General features: G+C 43.0%; 21 protein-coding genes and 1 tRNA gene. 15 read left to right on the top strand and 7 right to left on the bottom strand.

The genetic code is table 11. The annotated features are described in order from the left end of the window. Nucleotides 1–68 precede the first annotated feature (68 nt). The 4 genes from ACKWCA_RS01290 to ACKWCA_RS01275 form a co-directional block, all read right to left on the bottom strand. The gene (locus tag ACKWCA_RS01290; RefSeq protein WP_413976323.1) at nucleotides 69–197 is read right to left on the bottom strand and encodes a hypothetical protein; all 129 of its coding nucleotides are present in this window, start codon (nucleotides 195–197) and stop codon (nucleotides 69–71) included. A gap of 138 nt (nucleotides 198–335) precedes the next feature. After that, entirely contained in the window at nucleotides 336–1670 is a 1335-nt protein-coding gene (locus ACKWCA_RS01285; RefSeq protein WP_413976322.1) for a sugar porter family MFS transporter, read from the bottom strand. A 60-nt stretch (nucleotides 1671–1730) separates the two neighbouring features. Then, on the bottom strand, nucleotides 1731–1985 hold the full coding sequence (locus tag ACKWCA_RS01280) for a hypothetical protein (RefSeq protein WP_413976321.1): 255 nt from the start codon (nucleotides 1983–1985) through the stop codon (nucleotides 1731–1733). An 18-nt stretch (nucleotides 1986–2003) separates the two neighbouring features. Continuing rightward, nucleotides 2004–3329: a 3-deoxy-D-manno-octulosonic acid transferase gene (locus tag ACKWCA_RS01275; protein ID WP_413976320.1), complete on the bottom strand. Its 1326-nt coding sequence runs from the start codon at nucleotides 3327–3329 to the stop codon at nucleotides 2004–2006. Nucleotides 3330–3345: 16 nt separating this feature from the next. Between ACKWCA_RS01275 and ACKWCA_RS01270 the strand changes: the two genes are divergently transcribed. The 4 genes from ACKWCA_RS01270 to ACKWCA_RS01255 all read left to right on the top strand — a co-directional run bounded on the left by ACKWCA_RS01270 (nucleotide 3346) and on the right by ACKWCA_RS01255 (nucleotide 7306). Next, nucleotides 3346–4500 carry a DegT/DnrJ/EryC1/StrS family aminotransferase gene (locus ACKWCA_RS01270; protein ID WP_413976319.1) on the top strand — a complete coding sequence of 385 codons (1155 nt, stop codon included), beginning with the start codon at nucleotides 3346–3348 and terminating at the stop codon, nucleotides 4498–4500. Nucleotides 4501–4557: 57 nt separating this feature from the next. Next, the gene (galE, locus tag ACKWCA_RS01265) at nucleotides 4558–5574 is read left to right on the top strand and encodes a UDP-glucose 4-epimerase GalE (protein WP_413976318.1); all 1017 of its coding nucleotides are present in this window, start codon (nucleotides 4558–4560) and stop codon (nucleotides 5572–5574) included. Nucleotides 5575–5674: 100 nt separating this feature from the next. Then, nucleotides 5675–6949 carry a metal-dependent hydrolase family protein gene (locus ACKWCA_RS01260; protein WP_413976317.1) on the top strand — a complete coding sequence of 425 codons (1275 nt, stop codon included), beginning with the start codon at nucleotides 5675–5677 and terminating at the stop codon, nucleotides 6947–6949. A gap of 3 nt (nucleotides 6950–6952) precedes the next feature. Beyond that, a complete protein-coding gene (locus ACKWCA_RS01255) occupies nucleotides 6953–7306 on the top strand; it encodes a hypothetical protein (RefSeq protein WP_413976316.1) in 354 nt (117 codons plus the stop codon). Here the strand turns inward: ACKWCA_RS01255 and ACKWCA_RS01250 are convergent. Next, nucleotides 7303–7839: an alpha-ketoglutarate decarboxylase gene (locus ACKWCA_RS01250; RefSeq protein ID WP_413976315.1), complete on the bottom strand. Its 537-nt coding sequence runs from the start codon at nucleotides 7837–7839 to the stop codon at nucleotides 7303–7305. The two genes, ACKWCA_RS01255 and ACKWCA_RS01250, sit on opposite strands and share 4 nt — an antisense overlap. Nucleotides 7840–7939: 100 nt before the next feature. On the opposite strand from ACKWCA_RS01250, the gene ACKWCA_RS01245 reads away from it, so the two are divergent. Further along, nucleotides 7940–10726, top strand: a complete 2787-nt coding sequence (locus ACKWCA_RS01245; protein ID WP_413976314.1) for a 2-oxoglutarate dehydrogenase E1 component — start codon at nucleotides 7940–7942, stop codon at nucleotides 10724–10726. Nucleotides 10727–10747: 21 nt separating this feature from the next. Then, nucleotides 10748–11962, top strand: a complete 1215-nt coding sequence (gene odhB, locus ACKWCA_RS01240) for a 2-oxoglutarate dehydrogenase complex dihydrolipoyllysine-residue succinyltransferase (RefSeq protein ID WP_413976313.1) — start codon at nucleotides 10748–10750, stop codon at nucleotides 11960–11962. Nucleotides 11963–12113: 151 nt separating this feature from the next. On the opposite strand, the gene ACKWCA_RS01235 is transcribed toward odhB, so the two are convergent. Together ACKWCA_RS01235 and ACKWCA_RS01230 are read right to left on the bottom strand one after the other, a co-directional pair. After that, the gene (locus ACKWCA_RS01235; RefSeq protein ID WP_413976312.1) at nucleotides 12114–13469 is read right to left on the bottom strand and encodes a cytochrome-c peroxidase; all 1356 of its coding nucleotides are present in this window, start codon (nucleotides 13467–13469) and stop codon (nucleotides 12114–12116) included. Nucleotides 13470–13566: 97 nt separating this feature from the next. Further along, complete coding sequence (locus ACKWCA_RS01230; protein ID WP_413976311.1) at nucleotides 13567–14010, bottom strand: retropepsin-like aspartic protease family protein; 444 nt, start codon at nucleotides 14008–14010, stop codon at nucleotides 13567–13569. A gap of 36 nt (nucleotides 14011–14046) precedes the next feature. Here ACKWCA_RS01230 and ACKWCA_RS01225 point away from each other — a divergent pair, with 36 nt between their 5' ends. The 9 genes from ACKWCA_RS01225 to ACKWCA_RS01185 all read left to right on the top strand — a co-directional run bounded on the left by ACKWCA_RS01225 (nucleotide 14047) and on the right by ACKWCA_RS01185 (nucleotide 20092). Further along, complete coding sequence (locus tag ACKWCA_RS01225; RefSeq protein WP_413976310.1) at nucleotides 14047–14814, top strand: TatD family hydrolase; 768 nt, start codon at nucleotides 14047–14049, stop codon at nucleotides 14812–14814. Nucleotides 14815–14849: 35 nt separating this feature from the next. Further along, complete coding sequence (locus ACKWCA_RS01220) at nucleotides 14850–15887, top strand: asparaginase (protein ID WP_413976309.1); 1038 nt, start codon at nucleotides 14850–14852, stop codon at nucleotides 15885–15887. Between the two features lie 67 nt (nucleotides 15888–15954). Further along, nucleotides 15955–16042 (top strand) — tRNA-Ser (locus ACKWCA_RS01215). A gap of 81 nt (nucleotides 16043–16123) precedes the next feature. Beyond that, complete coding sequence (locus ACKWCA_RS01210) at nucleotides 16124–16909, top strand: MotA/TolQ/ExbB proton channel family protein (RefSeq protein WP_413976308.1); 786 nt, start codon at nucleotides 16124–16126, stop codon at nucleotides 16907–16909. A gap of 25 nt (nucleotides 16910–16934) precedes the next feature. Beyond that, complete coding sequence (locus tag ACKWCA_RS01205; RefSeq protein WP_413976307.1) at nucleotides 16935–17378, top strand: hypothetical protein; 444 nt, start codon at nucleotides 16935–16937, stop codon at nucleotides 17376–17378. 13 nt (nucleotides 17379–17391) lie between these two features. Next, complete coding sequence (locus ACKWCA_RS01200; RefSeq protein WP_413976306.1) at nucleotides 17392–17997, top strand: ExbD/TolR family protein; 606 nt, start codon at nucleotides 17392–17394, stop codon at nucleotides 17995–17997. 26 nt (nucleotides 17998–18023) lie between these two features. After that, nucleotides 18024–18506, top strand: coding sequence for an ExbD/TolR family protein (locus ACKWCA_RS01195; RefSeq protein WP_413976305.1), 483 nt, complete (start codon nucleotides 18024–18026; stop codon nucleotides 18504–18506). Between the two features lie 77 nt (nucleotides 18507–18583). Further along, the gene (locus tag ACKWCA_RS01190) at nucleotides 18584–19282 is read left to right on the top strand and encodes a porin family protein (RefSeq protein WP_413976304.1); all 699 of its coding nucleotides are present in this window, start codon (nucleotides 18584–18586) and stop codon (nucleotides 19280–19282) included. A gap of 198 nt (nucleotides 19283–19480) precedes the next feature. After that, nucleotides 19481–20092 carry an ExbD/TolR family protein gene (locus tag ACKWCA_RS01185; protein ID WP_413976303.1) on the top strand — a complete coding sequence of 204 codons (612 nt, stop codon included), beginning with the start codon at nucleotides 19481–19483 and terminating at the stop codon, nucleotides 20090–20092. Nucleotides 20093–20097 lie beyond the last annotated feature (5 nt).

The raw sequence follows: 20097 nt of genomic DNA, 5'->3' as shown, positions 1-20097 counted from the left end.
GGCAAAAGTCAAATAATTTTAAGAATAAATAGGGCTTAAGATTTTTTTGGGGAACTTAAGTCGCTGGGTTAAAAGACACCGACGGCCCAAAGTATGAGTGCGACGACTACGGAAAGTAAAATACCTACCAATACCACCACCATTACACTTAGGAAGCCATTCAATATCCGGGTACCCGGAGTAATTTGCTGTTCCATTTTTCGTATAGTTTCCTCTAATTTACAAAATTGTGTGGTAAAAGCGGCCTAATCAAGCAACAATTCGACTAACTGACTCATTTTTAGTATGTTCCTTCGATGTAATGCTCGTTTTATCGGTAAAACGACACTTGATGGCTATCGGTCTCCCTTTTTTTGCCCACTCAATTTTTTACTCAACTCCTCCAAGGAGATCCCTTTCGTTTCGGGCATAAGGAAATGTACCCAAGTAAGCTGAAGTACCATCATAAAGGCAAAAAAGGCAAAAACGGGTCCTGGGCCTATCCATGAGAATAGAAAGGGTATCGAAGATGGAATCAGCCATGCGAGTACCCAATGGACAGAACTGCCGAATGCCTGTCCTGAACCCCTCAAATGATTAGGAAATACTTCCGAGATAAATACCCAGATAACGGCCCCTTGGCCAATTGCGTGCGATGCAATGAACAAAAACAGGAAAATCGGTACGGCAATGCCTTCCCATGAAAAGATAAAGGCTGCTGCTACTAGGGCCAGTGAAATGATATAACCGAAAGACCCATAATACATGAGTTGCCTTCTTCCGAGTCGATCGATCAAGAATATGCCTAACATAGTAAAGGCCAAATTGGTAACACCTATTCCAATACTGCTCAACAGCGCCGTGTTTTCCCCAAGTCCTGCGGCTTCAAAAATGCGCGGTGCGTAGTATAAAAAAGCGTTGATACCAGAGAATTGATTGAAAAAGGCGATGAGAAAGGCCAGCATTAAGGGAAAGCGGTACTTCTTGATAAAGATATTCTCTGATGCCGTTGCGCTGGTTTTATCTGCCTCCATGTCTTCCTTCAATTGGGTGATCGAAATTTCAGGACTAATTGTAGCAAGCACGGTTTCGGCCTCTTCCATCCTGTTTTTGGTAACCAACCAACGTGGACTTTTGGGAACGCTTAGAACAAATAGGGTATAAATAATCGCAGGAAAGGCTTCTACTCCTACCATCCATCTCCAATCGTTTTCGCCCAATCCGTTTAAGGCATAGTTAGAGATGAAGGCCACCAGAATACCGAAAACAAGCATAAACTGATAAAAGCCTACCAAACGACCTCTGTTTTTGGCAGGAGCTATTTCTGAAATATAGGCTGGTGCCGCTACGGTTGAGGCTCCAATACCCAAGCCACCTATGAATCTAAAAATACCGAAGGTCACAGGGTCATTTGCAAAGGCCGACCCGATTGCGGAAAGGGAATACAGTACACCAATCCAGATCAGGGTGTTTTTTCTTCCTATTTTGTTCGTTGGAATTCCTCCTAGGATCGCCCCAACGACAGTGCCGAACAATGCCATACCGATAACTACCGTGCCATGAAAGGCATCAGACGATTCCCATAAGAGCTGCAGTTTCTTTTCCGCTCCGGAAATAACAACGGTGTCGAATCCGAATAGAAAGCCTGCCAAGGCCACGATGAGTGAAATAGTAAAGATTTTGGAATTCATGAGGTCGGTTTGTTGGTTCGAGTAAAGCTAACAAAAAAACAAAGGCAATCTCAACAAAGGCTATAGAACTGCCACCTTTGGCCGAAGGGTATCAGACGCGCGCTTCTTTTCCTTTTTGATTTTCAGGTCTTTTTGAGTTCTCGTAGGCGTTTTGATGGAGTCTTTACGAACGGGAGTTCCTATTTTTTCCGGAGCGGACGGCGCTGGATGACTTTGTTTTGTAGGTGAATTGTGCTGTTCGCTAATGGATTCTCTACAGGAGCTTAGAAAAAGAATGAGGCCAAAGTATACCAGGGTAATTTGTAAATATCGCATAATGATTCGCCAATGGGGTTAGAGTAATGTACGGATGTGCTCCATAATTTGGATGCTTGCCCCCTTATTCTTGGCGATATATGTGGCATTAATAGCCCCGGTTTTTTGAAGTAATTCCGGCTGTTCGACCAGAGCGTTGAGTAGTGTACTCAATTCTTTTTTATTTTGTACGGAAAGGATTCCCTTGAGGCCGACCAGGTCTTCAGCCTCTTTGAAACCCTGGTAGTTTGGGCCAATAATCACGGGAATGCCAAAAACCGCAGGCTCAAGCGTGTTGTGAAGTCCTGTAGAAAATGCTCCGCCGACATAGGCGATATCGGCATAACTGTACACCTTGGTGAGCATGCCTATATTATCGATGATGAGCACCTCAAAAGTGCCAATGGTATCTAGATCAGCTTCGGAAAAGAGAACGGTATTTTTGTTAATGGATGCCGATAGCGCTATGATTTGGGCTTTTTCTATTTTGTGCGGGGCCAGTATGAATTTCAGGCTTTTAGAAGAGGTGTTGATAAAGTGTACCAAATGTGCTTCGTCATCGGGCCAAGTACTTCCTGCAACAAGGCAAAGGGCATCTTCTTTAAAGGCCCGGACCAAAGGCAGGTTATTGTCCCTTTCGAGAATCTTGGTGACCCGATCTAATCGGGTATCACCCGAAACCACGGAGTTGTTCATATTGATCGAGGCCAATAATTCTTGTGATTCCTTATTCTGAACGAAAATATGGGAAAAAGCGGCTAGGGCATTTCGCATCAGACCACCGTACCATTTAAAATAGAGTTGCTCCTTTCTGAAAATCGCGGATAGTAATAGTGTGGGGATGTTTCTCGATTCAATTTCCTTCAAATAATTAGGCCAAATTTCGTATTTGACAAACAGTACTAGCGCCGGTCGGACCGTTTCCAAAAACCGTTTGGCGTTGGCTTTTGTATCCATTGGTAAATAGACTACCACATCAGCGGCGGAAGTGTTTTTCTTTATCTCATATCCCGAAGGGGAGAAAAAAGTAACCAGAATTTTAAAGTCCGGGAATTCCGATTTTGATTTTTCGATGATTGGAAGCCCTTGTTCGAACTCCCCAAGAGAGGCGGCATGCATCCAGATAACCTTATCGTCCTGGGAAATCGACTTTTCGAGTATGGCGAAAGTTTGTTTGCGCCCCTCGACGAACAGTTTTAGTTTAGGACTGAGTTTGGCCAGTAACCTCAGAGAAAACCAGGCAATGTGAACAAGAAGATTGTAGATGATGGCCAATGGAAAATCCTTTGGCGCTAAAATACACTTCTTTCCATGAAAACCGATTGAAGTCCGTTTCGTATTTTTGTGAGAAATAAGACTTTCCATTTAATTGAACAGCTCCATGAAGAAAATCCAAATGGTGGATCTCAACGGTCAATATCAAGCCATAAAAGAAAAAGTAAATTCATCCCTTTCCACTATTTTAGAAAACTCGGCCTTCATCAACGGGCCGGACGTGAAAGCTTTTCAAACGGAATTAGAGCAGTATTTGGGCGTAAAACATGTCATTCCATGTGCGAACGGTACCGATGCACTTCAGATCGCTATGATGGGTCTTGGCCTGAAACCGGGTGATGAGGTAATAACGGCGGACTTTACCTTTGCCGCTACGGTTGAAGTTATCGCTTTACTGCAATTGACACCTGTACTGGTGGATGTAGAACCAGATACGTTCAATATCGACGTTGCGGCCATTGAACGTGCTATCGGTCCAAAAACAAAGGCCATTGTGCCAGTACATCTCTTTGGCCAATGCGCGAATATGGATGCGATTTTAGCCCTGGCCGAAAAGCACAATTTGTATGTCATCGAAGACAATGCCCAGGCTATTGGAGCCAATTATACGGCTACCAATGGTGAAAAACAAAAAGCAGGCACTATCGGTCACGTGGGATCGACTTCCTTCTTTCCTTCCAAGAACTTAGGATGTTATGGCGATGGAGGGGCGATTTTCACGAATGATGATGAATTGGCCCACACCTTAAGGGGTATGGTCAATCACGGAATGTATAAAAGATACCATCATGATGTCGTCGGGGTCAATTCACGGCTCGATTCCATACAGGCGGCAGTGTTGAGAGCAAAGCTTCCAAAACTAGATGAATACTGTAGTGCGCGAAGAGATGCAGCCCGCAAATACAACGAAGCCTTTGCAGCTCAGATGCATATTGTAACCCCCAAGACGGTCAATGGCTGTGAGGGCATATGCGATACATGCGATTGTCATGTATTCCATCAATATACCTTGAAGATTACCAATGGAAAACGAGATGCCCTAGTGGAACACTTTGCTGAAAAGGGAATCCCGTGTGGGGTATACTATCCGATTCCCTTACACCGACAAAAAGCGTATCTGAACGACAGGTATGAGGAAGCGGATTTTCCGGTCACCAATCAATTGGTGAAGGAGGTTATATCACTGCCCATGCATACCGAGCTTGACGACGAACAGATTAACTATATTACTGCAACCGTAATCGATTTTGTGAACGGCTAATGTTTTTTTATCGCTAGTTTTGACCCCCAAAAGAAATACCCACTTTAAAACGAATACATGAAGATTTTGGTTACAGGAGGTTTAGGATTCATTGGATCGCATACCGTAGTGGAATTGCAGAATGAGGGCTACGAAGTGGTCATTATTGATGACTGCTCCAATTCGTCTGAAGACGTTCTCGATGGTATCGTGGCCATTACCGGTAAGAAGCCCCTATTTGAAAAGCTTGACTTAAAAGAAAAAGATAAGGTGGTCGACTTCTTTAAAAGACATCATGATATTGAGGGAGTCATTCATTTTGCAGCATCGAAAGCAGTTGGTGAGAGTGTTGAGAAGCCCCTATTGTATTACGAGAATAATATCGGCACCTTGGTCTATATTTTAAACGAACTGTCAAAGAAAGCGCAGGCGAATTTTATTTTTAGCTCTTCGTGTACGGTTTATGGCCAAGCCGATGAGTTGCCGATTACCGAAAATGCGCCTGTAAAAACTGCCGAATCACCCTATGGGAATACCAAGCAGATGGGTGAGGAGATTATTGCCGATACCTGCAAGGTCACGACGGGCTTACAGGCGATTTCACTTCGGTATTTTAACCCAATGGGAGCACACCCAAGCGTTGAAATTGGGGAGCTTCCTAAAGGAGTGCCTCAAAACCTCGTTCCGTTTATTACTCAAACCGGTATAGGATTGCGAAAAGAATTATCTGTTTTCGGAGATGATTATCCAACTCCCGACGGTACCTGTATTCGAGATTATATTCATGTCGTGGATCTTGCAAAGGCTCATGTAGTGGCACTTCAGCGACTTTTGAATCGAGCGAACGAATCAAATTATGAGGTTTATAATTTGGGTACCGGAAAGGGAAGTTCAGTACTAGAGGTCATCAATAGTTTTGAGAAGGTGTCCGGAAATAAATTGAATTACAAGATTGTAGACCGTCGGCAAGGGGACGTTATATCTGCCTATGCCGATACCACAAAAGCCAATAATATTCTAGGATGGAAAGCCAAATCAACCCTTGACGAGGCGATGAAATCGGCTTGGGATTGGGAGCAAAAAATAAGAAACTGATTAAAGACTGAAATAATTTTAGTTGTAGGGCGAGTTAAGAAGCGAGTGCGAAGAAATAGTTGTATATTTCTTCGCATTTTTGTTTAAAACCAACCCTGATATGAAAAGAATACTGTTCCTTATTGCTATTTTTCAGTTGACAATTAGTTCCGCTCAAGACCTTTATCTGCAGTGCGGCAATATTGTGGATACCGAGACCGGAAAGGTCTTAAGGGAAAAGACCATAGTTGTATCCGGAAACAAGATCAAAAGTATTCAAAACGGATTCACTTCGGGCTCTGGAGATGATCAGGTCATCGATTTGAAGAGCAAAACCGTGTTGCCCGGTTTCATTGACATGCATGTGCACATTGAAGGCGAATCAAGCCCCAGTAGATACTTAGAGCGTTTTACCAAAAACCCTGCGGATGTTGCGTTACAGGCTACCGTATATGCTGAACGTACCCTTATGGCCGGCTTTACTACCGTCAGGGATCTGGGTGGCTCAGGCGTGAATATCGCTTTGAGAAATGCCATCAACAAAGGAATCGTAAAAGGGCCTCGAATTTTCACGGCCGGTAAGACGATTGCCTCCACCGGAGGTCATGGAGACCCTACGAACGGAATGCGAGAAGATTTACGGGGAGACCCGGGCCCAAAAGAAGGTGTGGTCAACTCACCCGAAGATGCCAAAAAAGCAGTTCGACAACGTTACAAAGATGGTTCGGATTGTATAAAAATAACTGCTACCGGCGGTGTAATGAGTGTAGCTAAAAACGGTCAAAATCCACAGTTCACTATTGAAGAGATCAAGGCGATTACCGCAACGGCCAAAGACTACGGATTTCTTACCGCGGCCCATGCCCATGGTGACGAAGGCATGCGAAGGGCGGTTTTAGGAGGCATAAAAACCATTGAACATGGTACCTTGATGAGTGAGGAAACCATGGATTTAATGGTGCAACATAATACCTATCTGGTACCGACCATTTCAGCGGGTAAGGCAGCGGCTAAAATGGCCGATATTCCGGGATACCTACCGCCGGTAGTGGCAAAAAAGGCCCGCGAAATAGGGCCGGTAAGTCAAGTGACTTTCGGGAAGGCTTTTAAAAAAGGGGTTCCCATCGCTTTTGGAACCGATGCCGGTGTTTCTCCACATGGGGAAAACGGAAAGGAATTCGGCTTCATGCATGAAGCTGGAATGCCGATTATGAAGACCATACAGGCTGCTACCACCACAAATGCCGAACTTTTGGGAATGAAAAATGAATTAGGACAATTAAAGGCTGGTTTTTTAGCGGATATCGTCGCCGTTGATGAAGACCCTACAAAGAATGTAGCTACCCTTGAAAAAGCCATTTTCGTAATGAAGGAAGGGGTAGTCTACAAAGAATGAAGCATGACTTTCGATTACCCAAATAGCGATGTGCTTCTTGAGGCTGCTCTTCGTGAACAGCTCTTTCCGAAGTTAGTGGCGCAATTGAGAAAAGATTTCGGATTGGCCAATATTCCTATTGAAATTCCGAATAGCCTCGATTCTAAGGCGCTATCGTCTCTTATCCATGAAAAAGTGTATTACTTGATTCTGGAAAAATTTGAATACTTGCAGCTGCTCTATGTGATTGACGTGCCGGAGAAGGCTTTCAAACATATCCATATGACCGACGTGGTCGAGGTCGCTGAACAAATGACCTTGCTCATCTTGCGACGCGAACTTCAGAAAGTGTGGTACAAGAAAAAGTATACCCCCTAAAAGTAAAACCGAATAAAAGGTACCCAAGCATTTAAATAGATACTATCCTCACTATCGTGCAAGACATTGTATCGAATGCCGAAAGTTGCAAAGTTAGTCGAGTATCCTGCTCCGAGAAATAGACCAGGGGACCAATAGTCTTCTTCAACAGTGCTCCCTAGAGTACGTATCGAAGTGTTTACCCTAAGTTGTTCGAACTCGCCCGAAAGTTGAATTTCTGGTATGGGGTTGACGAGCACAATTGCGCTCGGTCCATATGCCCATAATTGCTGGTCGTTGAATTTGAAAAAATTGACGTTGGCCCCGATCCCTGCTGCGAAAATTTCGTTGAACTGATAAATGGCGCTTGGAGATAGGGCACCATTGAACCCACCATTTGAAAAATTCAGTCCGATACCTCCACCAAAACGGATCTTGTCCCAAAAATTGCCGTTGCCCTGTGGATTTTGGGAAAAACAAAAACCTATGGAAAAAAGCAAGAAAAGACCTAAAAAGAACGTTTTGCGATTAAGGGGCTTTACAAAAATCATCATTGTTCGACTTTGACTGGTATTTACATCCCTAAGATACTACTAGATATGGTAAATGTTGTATTTTTGATGAACTTTTATATCGTTCACATAGAACTGTTTTATGGATAAATATTCCTTCTTAAATGCCGCACATACGTCTTTCTTTTCAGAATTGTATGATCGGTATTTGACAAGTCCCGATAGCATTGAACCTAGTTGGCGTGCTTTTTTTCAAGGCTATGATTTCGGCATGGAAAGCTCGCTTGATGAACTTGACTTGGATGCAATGACAGGTGATGGCCTCGTTGCCGTTCCGCAGTCGCTTCAAAAAGAATTCCGTGTATTGAAACTGATCGATGGCTATCGCAGTAGGGGGCATCTATTTACAAAGACCAATCCGGTGCGCGAGCGCCGCAAGTATATACCGACCCTGGAACTCGAGAATTTCGGTTTGGAAAGTTCCGATTTGGATACGGTTTTTACCGCAGGTGAGATATTGGGTCTCGGGTCGAGTAGTTTAAGAAATATCGTCAAGCATCTGACCAACATCTATTGTAGTGCCATTGGTGTAGAATACATGTACATCAGAAAACCTGAACGTGTTTTGTGGATTCAAAATTGGATCAATGTCAATGACAATCATCCCAATTTCGATGAGAAGCGAAAAAGGCATATCCTTAAGAAGTTGAATCAGGCCGTATCTTTCGAAAGCTTTTTACATACCAAATATGTTGGGCAAAAACGCTTCTCCCTTGAAGGAAACGAATCTTTGATACCTGCTTTGGATGCTGTGGTCGAACGTGCTGCCGAAATGGGGGTAGAGCAATTTGTCATGGGAATGGCACACAGAGGACGGTTGAATGTACTCACCAATATTTTCGGAAAGGCGGCGAAAGATATTTTCAGTGAATTCGATGGTAAGGACTACGAACAGGAAATCTTCGACGGTGACGTCAAATACCATTTGGGATGGACATCAGATCGAAAATCGGATAATGGCAACAAGATTAAGATGAACATTGCGCCGAATCCATCGCATTTGGAAACTGTGGGAGCAGTGGTCGAGGGTATTGCAAGAGCGAAACAAGATGCCCATTATGCGGATGATTTTTCAAAAGTACTACCGATAGTCGTGCATGGTGATGCCGCAATAGCAGGGCAAGGCCTGATTTATGAGGTCGTGCAAATGGCGCAGTTAGATGGTTATAGAACAAACGGTACCATACATATCGTAGTGAACAATCAAATTGGTTTCACCACTAATTATCTTGATGCCAGATCATCTACCTATTGTACTGATGTGGGCAAAGTGACTTTGAGTCCTGTACTGCATGTCAATTCAGATGATGCGGAAGCCGTTGTTCATGCTTCTCTTTTTGCTTTGGAATATCGTATGCGATTTAATCGCGATGTTTTTCTGGATCTTTTAGGATATAGAAAATACGGCCATAATGAAGGGGACGAACCTCGTTTTACCCAACCTAAACTGTATAAAGCCATTGCGAAACATCAGAACCCTAGGGATATCTATGCCGCACGCTTACTGGAGGAAGGGGTTATTGACGATGGATTCGTGAAAAAATTAGAAGAAGAGTACAAATCGTCACTCGAAGAGGAGTTGGAAGATTCGCGTAAGGAAGACAAAACTGTCATTACGCCTTTTATGGCCGATGAATGGAAGGGTTTTGAAAATGTGAGAGAGTGGGAAATGCTGGATGCGGTCGATACCACTTTCGATAAGAAAAAATTGAGTGCTATCGCGAAAGTCATTACGGAACTTCCCACCGATAAAAAGTTCTTGAGAAAAGTCGAACGATTGGTAGGGGATCGAAAAAAGATGTTCTTTGAAACCGATAGGTTAGACTGGGCCATGGGTGAACTCTTAGCGTATGGAACGCTATTGGAAGAAGGGTATGGTGTTCGAATTTCAGGGCAGGATGTGGAGCGAGGGACCTTCTCGCATCGACATGCAGTAATGAAGGTTGAGGAGAGCGAAGAAGAGGTACTCTTATTAAATCACATTTCCGACAAGCAAGGGAGTTTTCAGATTTATAATTCCCTCTTATCTGAATATGGAGTGGTAGGTTTTGATTACGGTTATGCGATGGCGAGCCCAAATACGCTGACCATTTGGGAAGCCCAGTTTGGTGATTTTAGCAACGGCGCACAGATCATGATCGATCAATATATCTCTGCTGCCGAGGATAAATGGAAGTTGCAAAATGGGCTCGTGATGCTACTTCCCCATGGATATGAGGGGCAAGGAGCCGAACATTCCTCTGCACGCATGGAGCGTTATTTACAGCTTTGTGCACGCGATAATATGTACATCGCCGATTGCACAACGCCGGCAAACCTATTCCATTTGTTGAGAAGACAAATGAAAGCGAAATTCAGAAAACCATTGATTATTTTCACACCCAAAAGCCTCTTGAGACATCCGAAGGCGGTTTCTTCGGTTGATGAGCTGGCGACCGGAGCTTTTCAAGAAGTGATCGATGACGTCAATGCCGATGTGAAAAAAGTAAAAAGCCTTGTTTTTTGTACAGGTAAATTTTATTACGATCTTTTGGCCGTTAAAGAAGAACAACAGCGTGATGATGTGGCCTTAGTTCGTTTGGAGCAATTGTTCCCCTTGCCTTATGACCAAATGAAGGCGGTAATGGCAAAATATAAAAACGCAAATGATTGGGTTTGGGCTCAAGAAGAGCCAAGAAATATGGGTGCATGGAGTCATCTACTGATGCATTTTAAAGATGCAAGTAAGTTCAGGGTAGCGTCAAGGCGCTTTTATGCCTCACCAGCTGCCGGTAGTGCAGTGCGTTCGAAAATGAGGCACCAACAGGTCATCGATTTTGTGTTCGATAAGACCAAAGACAACATGACGCGCCCAGCGAAGAAAAAATAATAGAGCAAATTATAGAGTATTATGATTTTAGAAATGAAAGTCCCGTCTCCGGGAGAATCGATTACCGAAGTAGAGATTGCAGAATGGCTTGTTGAAGATGGGGATTACGTAGAAAAAGACCAGGCAATCGCTGAAGTGGATTCTGATAAGGCAACTTTGGAATTGCCAGCTGAACAAAGTGGTATCATAACCCTTAAAGCTGAGGTTGGAGATGCTGTTGAGGTAGGTGCCGTAGTTTGCTTGATCGACACTAGTGCTGCCAAACCCGAGGGAGGCGAAAAGAAGGAGGATGCACCCAAAACCGAGGTTAAGGAAGAGCCGAAAAAGGAAGTGGCTACCATAACCCAAAAGGAGACCTATGCTTCGGGAACACCTTCACCTGCAGCCAAAAAGATTTTAGATGAAAAGGGGATAGCTTCAAATACCGTAAAGGGTTCAGGGCGTGATGGAAGAATAACGAAGGAAGATGCGGTGAAGGCAGTACCTGCGATGGGAACCCCAACAGGCGGTAGTAGGGGAGAGCGTCGCTCGAAACTTTCCATGCTGCGAAGAAAAGTAGCTGAACGATTGGTTTCGGCCAAGAACGAAACAGCAATGTTGACTACCTTCAATGAGGTTGATATGTCACCTATTTTCGAGTTGCGTAAGCAATACAAAGAAGACTTCAAAGCCAAACACGGTGTGAGTCTTGGTTTTATGTCATTCTTTACTAAAGCGGTGGTTCGCGCCCTTGAAATGTACCCGGCCGTCAATTCGATGATCGATGGTAAAGAAATGATCAGCTATGACTTTTGTGATATTAGCATAGCCGTCTCAGGACCTAAGGGCCTAATGGTGCCGGTCATCCGAAATGCCGAAAACTTGACTTTTAGAGGAATTGAATCCGAAGTCAAGCGGTTGGCGATTCGTGCAAGGGAAGGAGAGATTACAGTTGACGAGATGACAGGGGGTACTTTTACCATCACCAATGGAGGTGTTTTTGGTTCTATGTTGTCCACACCGATTATCAACCCGCCTCAAAGTGCGATTTTGGGGATGCACAATATTGTAGAGCGACCCATAGCAAAAGATGGGGCCATAGCGATAGCCCCTATTATGTATGTGGCCTTGTCCTATGATCACCGCATTATCGATGGTAAGGAATCCGTTGGGTTCTTGGTTGCTGTCAAAGAAGCCCTAGAAAGTCCTGAAGAATTGTTGATGGACAATGATATTAAGAAAGCACTGGAAATGTAGCTTTCGCAGAAAGGTCATTTGAAAGAAACGCGCTGCCATAGACAATCTATGACAGCGCGTTTTTCGTTGATTGACAGGGTCATTGAACCCGAGAGGTTCCTACTGGATCTCCTGCCACGATAAGGTAACAGTCATTTTTTGATGGTCTTTCTTAATTGTCACAATTCAAATCTTCCTTTGATTGCCTATCGGCATTGGGAAAACACTTTTCTGTTGGAAGTCCAGAAGGCTCGTAACGTTGTAGATTTTTGTCTTGAAGGCTGTTTTCAACAAATTGGGTGAGTTGTTCGATTTCGTCAAGGTCTAAATTCAAAGGAATGAATTGATCTGCCAGCTGTTCGTCACTGACATCAAAACTCTCCTTAACAGCTCTGTTTTTGTACACGATGATCTCTTTTATCGATTGAAGGCTGCCTCCATGTCCGAAGAAATTCACATCTTTTAAATTGTAGAGTTGTGGTACCTTGAACTTATAGTCATCAGATGGGTTTTTAGTAAAACCTCCACGCCCCTTTTTCGTAGCTTCATCTACTAAAATCGGCACGGCAGGTTCTGCGAGATCACCTAAACCAAGGGCATAGAATGCTTCTGAATTTAGCGCGGGACCACTATGGCATTCGTAACAATTGGCCTTTCCGAAAAATAAGGCCGCCCCTTTCTTTTCTTCAATGGACATTGCGTTTGATGAACCCTTAAGCCATTTTTGAAAGTTCGATTCATTGGCAAGTAGTGTTCTTTCATATGCCGCGATGGCCAATCCTGTCGTAGTCAGCGTATACCGTTCGGCTTCGGGCAAATCAGGGAAGGCTTGATCGAACAGGAAGGTATAGCCGCTATCATCTAAAAATTCTTTTGTAACACTCATTCTATGTACGGTCAGGCCAGCTATGGCCTGGGTTTCCACACCTTCGAATCCAAGGGTGTTGGTCTCTTTGGGTGTGTCAGGTGTCCAGTTCGATTCCGTTCCCAAGTTCGGACCCGTAGCACCGAATTGACCATTCCACAGCATGACTTTTTGATAAGCTGCGTTTAATACCGTTGGTGACTTTATGGGTTGTACGTCGGCCATTTCCGCAGTATAATCGGCTGTAAGCTTTCGTGCTTCTCCGAAAAGTCCGAACCCGCTTCCGCCATCGCCTATGCCTTGCTTTATTCCGCTTTGAAACCCGGCAGCTCTATGGTGGCAACTAGCACAGGAATACGTGCCCTTGTTCGCCTCAAGTTTGGCATTGGTCGCAAGGCCCGTTTCATGAAAAAGCAATTGCCCAAGCAACACTTTTTCCGCGGTCAGCGGATTTTTAGGGTCCGCCGGAATGTTTTCAAGATCATCACTTTCCGGTAAAATGTAAAAGTCTAGGCTACCTGATAGTTCGGTAAGTTGCTCTTTGAGAGCCAGGTCTTCTGCTGTGACCTTAATGTCCAGAAGCTCGCTATCCACGGAACAACTGCCTATGAACAGTGCGCCACATAAATACAGCGGTTTTTTTAGGTTTTTCCAAAGATTCATAAATGAGGTTATAGTTGGGTTATATGCCTCAAATTTAGTCAGTTACGTAGAGAAGTTTAAAATAAGTCGACAAACAGTAGATAATTGGGCCTTAGTGCTATTTTTCTTTCAAATAGACACAGTTTTTGTCATAATCGATAATTGCCCTTGCCTTTTTAAGAATATCGGCGCCGATGATGCCATCGACCGGTAGTGCCTTATGAGTGGTCAGTGCTTCATTCACATGTACAAGGTCGAACAAGACCACTTTGAGTTTGTTTTTCCTCCAATCGCCGATTTTGATTTTGTTTTTTGTGGAAACCAAGGTTTCCATGTTCGTTGCGCCTGCCCCGGCTGCCTTGATTTTGGATTCTTTTGAGGTGAGATTGAAAAATTCTATTTTGTCGAATCCAACACAAGTGTTCGATGCGCCTGTATCTAAGATAAACCTTCCGGAAATACCATTTAGTTTGGCGACTATTTCAAAGTGATTGGTCGTGGTGAGCACCAACGGTACCTTGATGTACTTTTTCTTTTTCAGGAATTTTTTCAAGCTCGACATTGATTTTTTTGACAAAGATAAACCTATTTTTGCCACATGGTTTTAACCGACACACATACCCATCTATATAGTGAGGCCTTTGATGATGACCGAAGCGAAGTGATAGCGAATGCGATGTCAAAAGGAATCCGTCGTTTTTTTCTTCCGGCCATTGATTCCTCTTATACCGAGGCGATGTTCGATTTGAAGGAAAAGTATCCTGACAATATATTTCTCATGATGGGGCTCCATCCCACTCATGTAAAAGGAAATTACAAAGATGAACTTGCTCATGTAGCCCAAATGTTGAACGAACACGTATTCGTCGCGGTAGGGGAAATAGGAATCGACCTGTATTGGGACAAAAGCTTTTTCGCTCAGCAGCGTGAGGCGTTCAAGTTTCAAATACAGTTGGCCAAGCAGCATGGTCTACCGATTGTAATTCACTGCCGTGAGGCCTTTGACCAGATTTTCGAAGTGCTCGAAGAAGAAAAGGGTCCTGGCCTTTATGGTATTTTCCATTGCTTTACAGGAACCGTTGAACAGGCCAGACGAGCCATCTCATATAATATGAAGTTGGGTATAGGAGGTGTAGTCACGTTCAAGAACGGTAAAATCGATACTTTTTTAAAGGAAATCGACCTGAAGCATTTGGTTCTGGAGACCGATGCGCCATACTTGGCTCCGGTTCCCTATCGGGGAAAGCGGAATGAAAGTGCTTATTTGATCAATGTGCTTGCGAAGTTGAGTATCATTTATGGCGTTGATGAGGCCGAAATCGCAACGATAACCACACAAAACTCAAAGGATATTTTTAAGATTTAGAAGTGTCTCTCGAAGCTTTGAATACCGAAAAAACAATGAACACTACTATTGGAAAGACCAATATATTATTGATTTACACTGGCGGTACCATAGGTATGGTCAAGGACTACGCCACTGGAAACCTAAAGGCGTTCGATTTTGATAAGCTGCAGAGTAATATTCCAGAGTTGTATCAACTCGATTGCGCTATCGAAACCATTTCGTTTGATTGCCCTATTGACTCCTCCAATATGGACCCAGGGCACTGGGCCAATATCGCCTCGATTATTGAGGGCCGCTACGAAGATCACGACGGTTTCGTTGTACTGCATGGCAGTGATACGATGAGTTATAGTGCTTCTGCATTGAGTTTTATGCTGGAACATTTGTCAAAGCCGGTGATATTTACCGGTTCACAGTTGCCTATAGGTGATTTGCGTACTGACGCCAAAGAGAACCTGATTACTTCAATACAAATTGCGGCGTCGCAAGAAAGAGGTCGTCCAATAATTAGGGAGGTCTGTGTGTATTTTGAATATAAACTATACAGGGCGAATCGGACCACTAAAATCAATGCGGAGCACTTTGAGGCCTTTCAGTCCTTAAACTATCCGCCCTTAGCCGAGTCTGGAGTGCATCTTAAAATATATAAGGAGAATCTGCTCCCCAAGGGGCGCTCAAAGTCACTGCGCGTTCATAAGGTGATGGATAATAGAGTAGGGGTCTTAAAACTCTTTCCCGGTATTACCGAAGCTTTTTTCAAAAATGTACTACAATGCGACGGATTAAGAGCTTTGATAATGGAAACCTATGGTGCAGGAAATGCGCCGACCTATGATTGGTTTACAAAAAGCTTGAAAGAAGCCTTGCAAAAAGGATTGATTTTGGTAAATGTGACACAGTGTTCTGGGGGCAGTGTACTATTGGGTCAATATGAGACGAGCCAGCACTTAAAAAAATTGCAAATCATTAATGGCAAGGATATTACCACCGAGGCTGCCGTAACCAAACTGATGTATATGCTCGGACAAGATGTTTCCATGGCATCATTTAAAACTATTTTTGAGACTTCTATCCGGGGAGAGATGGAATAAAAATAACGGCTTATATTTCCTCAACTAATATTTTTTTTGTTATTTGGGCAACCTTTAAGGCTAAACTAGAGAGGTGGCCGAGTGGTCGAAGGCGCACGCCTGGAAAGTGTGTATACACCAAAAGTGTATCGAGGGTTCGAATCCCTTCCTCTCTGCATTTTTATTTTACTTTTATTATTACTAAATTTTTTTATCTTTAACACAATTAACTAATCGAAATCCTAAGTTTGAAAAAAATGAAAAAATTATTCTCTATCCTGGCCCTAGCTGGGTTATTTGTATTAAGTACAAATACGGTAAATGCAAAAGCGACCACTTCATCGGTTGTATCAAATTTGACAACAATCGCAGCCACTACAATGTTGGTGCAAGATGATGCCGCTCCAGCGGACAGAAGTTTTACACAGGTTCTTAAAGAGCAATTCATCAAGGGTGGTGCGGGCTTTATGAGCTTTGTATTGATTTGTTTGATACTCGGTTTGGCGGTAGCTATTGAAAGAATCATTTATTTAAACTTGGCTAGTACAAATACTTCAAAACTAAGACAACAGGTCGAAGATGCGTTAGCATCCGGTGGTGTTGAGGCTGCTAAGGAAGTTTGTAGAAACACCAAAGGCCCCGTTGCTTCAATTTACTACCAAGGTCTCGATAGAGCAGGGGAAAGTGTTGAGGCTGCCGAGAAAGCGGTTGTTTCGTACGGAGGAGTTCAAATGGGACAGTTAGAGAAAAACGTTTCCTGGTTATCACTGTTTATCGCGATTGCGCCGATGCTTGGTTTCATGGGTACGGTAATCGGTATGATTCAGGCCTTCGAGAAAATTAGTGCGGTCGGTAACTTGAGTGCATCACTTATTGCAGGTGATATTCAGGTGGCATTATTAACAACGGTATTCGGTCTTATTACGGCGATTATACTTCAGATTTTCTACAACTATATTATTGCTAAAATCGATAGCATTGTAAATGACATGGAAGATTCATCGATTTCTTTAATCGATATGTTGGTAGATCACAAAAAATAATAGTCGGACCTTTAAATCAAGTATAATGCATAAAATTGTAAAAATCGGTTTAATTGCCATCAGCATCATCGCATTTATTATGCTCTTCATGATGCCCGATAGTGATATGCCAATGGGTGAAGCAATGGGCAGCACTGGAATTACGGTAATGTTCGCCTTGGCCTACCTTCTTTTGGCCATCGCTGTAATTGCTACTGTAGTTTTCGGTCTGAAGAATGTTGTTTCTACTCCAGGAGGGTTGAAGAAGGCGTTGTTCGGAATTGTAGGTCTTTTGGTACTCTTAGGTATAGCATATGGACTTTCGAGTGGTACGGATGTGTCGATCGAAAAAATGGCTTCGGCCGGTATAGAGACCAGTGAAGGCGGTATTAAGCAAGTAGGAGCTGGTATCAACATGTTTTTTATCATGTTGGTCGTAGCTGTAGGACTAATCGCTTGGGGCGCTATCAAAAAGGCAACAGGTAAATAAAAATAGATAAATCATGGGTAGAAGAGCAGGAGCACCAGAAGTAAACGCAGGATCCATGGCAGATATCGCATTCTTACTGCTTATCTTCTTCTTGGTGACCACCACCATTGAGACAGATGCAGGTTTGGATCGTATGTTGCCACCAATCGAACCGCCCGATACTGATGTTATCATTAAGCAGAAGAATATTTTTCAGGTCAGTATCAACAAGAACAATCAGTTGTTGGCCGATGATGAATTGACCGAGCTTAAAGATTTACGGGCCAAGGCGGTAGCCTTTTTGGACAATAATGGCGATGGCACATGTAGTTTTTGCAAAGGCGCAAAAGATTCGGAGTCATCGGATAATCCGTCAAAGGCGATTATCTCTTTGAAAAATGATAGGGAAACGAAGTACAGTACCTACATCACCGTTCAGAATGAATTAGTAGGTGCGTATAACGAGTTGCGGAACAGAGAATCAATGCGTTTGTTCAACCGTCCTTTTGTAGACTTGGAAGCGGATTACCTCAATCCGGAAACCGATGAAGACCTTAAGGATGAATTGAAGGAAAAGGTGAAAAGGATACAGGAGATGTACCCTCAGAAGCTTTCGGAAGCAGAGACTTCATCTAATTAATACACGTCTTAAATAACTATAGGATTATGTCAAAATTTGCAAAGAAAAAAGACGGAGATTTACCCGCGGTTTCAACGGCGTCGTTACCTGATATCGTTTTCATGCTTTTGTTTTTCTTCATGACCGTAACGGTAATGAAAGACAGTTCGCTCAAAGTGGAAAATAACCTTCCCAGTGCTAGCGAAATCAAAAAGCTCGAAAAGAAGGATAGAGTTATTACCATTTATGTGGGTAAGCCAACACCGGAGTACGCAAAGGTCTTCGGCTCTGAATCTAAGATTCAGTTGAACGATAAGTTTGCCGACCCTTCCGACGTAGGGGATTTTATCTTAATGGAAAGAGCGAAAAAAGCCCAAGAACTACAAAATGTATTGACGACCTCCCTTAAAGTCGATAAGAATGCCAACATGGGTATTATATCCGATATTAAGGAAGAACTGAGAAAAGTAAATGCCTTAAAGGTTAATTACACCACAGTAAGTGGTGATGCATTTACTAATCTTGAGTAGTAACTAGAACATTTTCAAACTTATAAAAGGCTCCAAATTGATTTTTGGAGCTTTTTTATTTATGTAACTTTGATGGGATGTTGCGATTATTCATTTTAACACTTCTGGGGATAACATCAGTTCTCAAGGCCCAATCGGGCAGTGAATCGCTTGAAGTAAGCCCTAGGTATTTCGAGGATCAATTCTATTTGGGAATTACCTATAATTTCTTGCTGAAAAAACCAGAGGAGGTCAAACAGCAGAATTTGTCCTATGGTCTTCGGGCAGGTATGATCAAGGATATACCTTTGAACGCTAGTCGAACCATTGGTCTGGGCCTAGGCCTTGGTCTGGGTTTGAACACCTATTACACCAATATGGAGGCATTGGAGACGGCAGACGGTATTCAGTACGCTGTTATCAATTCAAATAGGACATACAAGAGGAGTAAGTTGGAGACCCATTCCATTGAATTACCTATAGAGTTCAGATGGCGAAATTCAAACCCAAGGGAATACAAGTTTTGGCGGATCTATACAGGTATTACGTTCGCTTATGTCTATGATATGAGATCCAAGTTCGTACCCTCTGACGATTCCGGAGAAGTAACGAATTCTTTTAGTAATCCTGATGCCAGAACATTACAATATGGTATTACCTTCAATTTTGGATTCAATAGCTTTAATGCACATGTCTATTATTCCCTTACGAATCTTTTAGATGATACGAGTTTTATCGAACAAGAAAGCATTCGAATGAGGCCATTGCGCGTGGGTTTGATATTCTACATTCTTTAAATACGATTTTCCTTTAATTTTGTTAACACTACTTTAAGATTTGGCACATATCTTGATGTGTTGATAGTACCACCAACTTCGTTCTCGGCTAGTCGCCAACACACCCTATTTCAAAACTTCGATTGAACTCGAATTTTGTGCTATGCATAAAATTTTGTTTCACTTGCTCGTCGATCGATGGGCGTAAAAAAGTAATGTATGACTAACAGAGATGAAGTGCCCAAAGTAAATGCAGGTTCCATGGCGGATATTGCGTTTTTATTATTGATCTTTTTTTTGGTAACCACTAGTATTGAAACTGACGCAGGTTTGGCCAGAATGTTACCGGCAATTAATCCAAAACCACCACTGCCCATTCCAGAGAAGAACATTCTTCCTATTTTGATTAATGGCGAAGGAGCACTTTTGGTAGATGACGAACAAGTAGATCTTGCAGATTTACGAAAGCTTACGATAGCCTTTTTGGATAATGGTGGGGCTTCACAGGAAGACCCTAGGTATTGTGATTACTGTAGAGGTGAAAGAGACTCGAAATCATCGGATAGCCCAGCAGAAGCCGTCGTGTCTCTTCTGAGTAGTAGAGAAACGAGTTACGGCACTTATATATCGGTGCAAAATGAATTGGTCGGTGCTTACAATGACCTTAGAAATCGAGAAGCACAACGGCTCTACAAAAGGCTCTATACCGATATGGAGAAGGCTTACCTAAGCCCTGAAACACCGGTATCGGTAAAAGAAGGTCTGAAGCCTAAGATCAAGCATATTCAAGATCTTTTTCCTTTGAACCTATCCGAAGCCGAAAGAAACTAAAAACG

It is taken from the genome of Maribacter corallii, from assembly GCF_047345415.1.
In the GTDB taxonomy this organism is placed as follows: domain Bacteria; phylum Bacteroidota; class Bacteroidia; order Flavobacteriales; family Flavobacteriaceae; genus Maribacter_C.
Note: the sequence above shows the minus strand (reverse complement) of the source record. Positions and strands in the feature narration are given on the sequence as shown.